Genomic DNA, 935 nt, shown 5'->3' on the forward strand with positions numbered 1-935 from the left:
GGTACTTTTAGAGAAGGTGATCAAGCTCGAATCCCAGGCAGAATCGATTCGGGTCTTCAATTACCCCTTGATTGCTTTACAAGAAGCCATTGCTAACTGCATTTTTCACCGGGATTATCAGGTCAGAGAACCCATTAAGGTATTTATCCATCCAGATAAGATTATACTTTTTAATTCGGGAGGCCTGATCGGTCTGTAAAGCTGGATGATCTACGCCTTGGGCACCCCAGCTACGTAAGTCGTGAATCGAAGATTGGGCGATTTCCTGAAAGCCTTACGACTGACGGAAGGTCATGCCACGGGTATAGCTTTGATTATGAAATCTTTGAAGCAGAACGGCTCCCCAGTGGCTGAATTTGACGTTGATGACGAGCGTACGTACTTTGAAGTCACCTTTCCCATACATCCTGAATTCACCAAGAAAGAAGAAAAGATTTCCGTTAATTTCCGGCCACTGAAAACGGATGCATTATTAAAATATTATTTAGATCATATCTTCGCTAACGAAGAAATTCCACTCTCTCAAGAACAGATTAAACCTATAAGTCGGTAGTAGAAAAACTAGAGCCTCTTTCGCTTGCCATTATTTCAGCCATGGCTAATAATCCCCCCATGAAAAGAAAAGAGGTTTTAAAAGGGATTGGCTTGAGTAATCAGACTAAGAATGTGGAACGGTACCTAGAGCCATTACTTGTATTAAAAATAGTTAGTCAAGTTATCAAAACAAGACCTAATAGTCCATTACAGCGGTATATGCTTACCGAAAGAGGAAAGAATATGGCTCGTTGGCTAGCGGAAGAGAATCAAAAGTAACTAAGCAGTAACTAAGCAGTAACTAAGCTTAACTACTAAAGGAGAAGATGCACCGGACTATATCCTAATTTGTGTAATGCTTAACATAATTCAAGTTATGCAACAAGCATAAATGGAATAAA

Annotated in this window: 2 protein-coding genes and 1 pseudogene; all 3 read left to right on the forward strand. The window is 40.0% G+C overall.

The window, feature by feature from the left end; all coding sequences use genetic code 11:
• Positions 1–199: pseudogene (locus BWI97_RS28835) on the forward strand (transcriptional regulator); the annotation flags it as partial.
• A gap of 42 nt (positions 200–241) precedes the next feature.
• Positions 242–553, forward strand: coding sequence for a hypothetical protein (locus BWI97_RS27040; RefSeq protein ID WP_146011106.1), 312 nt, complete (start codon positions 242–244; stop codon positions 551–553).
• 41 nt (positions 554–594) lie between these two features.
• The gene (locus BWI97_RS29450) at positions 595–813 is read left to right on the forward strand and encodes a Fic family protein (protein WP_102203491.1); all 219 of its coding nucleotides are present in this window, start codon (positions 595–597) and stop codon (positions 811–813) included.
• Positions 814–935: the final 122 nt, after the last annotated feature.

This window comes from Siphonobacter sp. BAB-5405 (assembly GCF_002872335.1).
Classification (GTDB): Bacteria; Bacteroidota; Bacteroidia; order Cytophagales; family Spirosomataceae; genus Siphonobacter.